The 376-nt window shown below is 69.7% G+C and carries 1 pseudogene; it reads right to left on the reverse strand.

What is annotated here, in order from left to right:
* Positions 1-251, reverse strand: a pseudogene (locus P3L18_RS28410) (hypothetical protein); the annotation flags it as partial.
* Positions 252-376 lie beyond the last annotated feature (125 nt).

Below are 376 nucleotides of genomic sequence, written 5' to 3' on the forward strand. Positions count from 1 at the left end.
CGGTCGGTGGGCGCCATCGATCCCCGGTCGTCGCGTGTGGCGAGATCGGTATCGGCATCACCCTGTGTGGTGTCGGGTGGTGGATGCAACTCCGCGCGGATACGGGCCAGCGCGTCGGCATAGGTGCGGTCGGTGGGCGCCATCGATCCCCGGTCGTCGCGTGTGGCGAGATCGGTATCGGTATCACCCTGTGTGGTGTCGGGTGGTGGGTGCAGGTCGGCGCGTACTTTGTCGAGGGTGGCGCGGAAGGTGCCGGACCTGCTCCGCGAGTCCCGCAAACATGAAGCGCGCGCGGTCCTGGCAGCCGCCGCGCTGGCGGAGCGGGTGTATCGGGAGCGTTTGGCGGGCCAGTCCGAGGTCGAGGTGTGGGGCTCGG

The organism is Gordonia sp. N1V, from assembly GCF_029269935.1.
GTDB lineage: Bacteria > Actinomycetota > Actinomycetes > Mycobacteriales > Mycobacteriaceae > Gordonia > Gordonia polyisoprenivorans.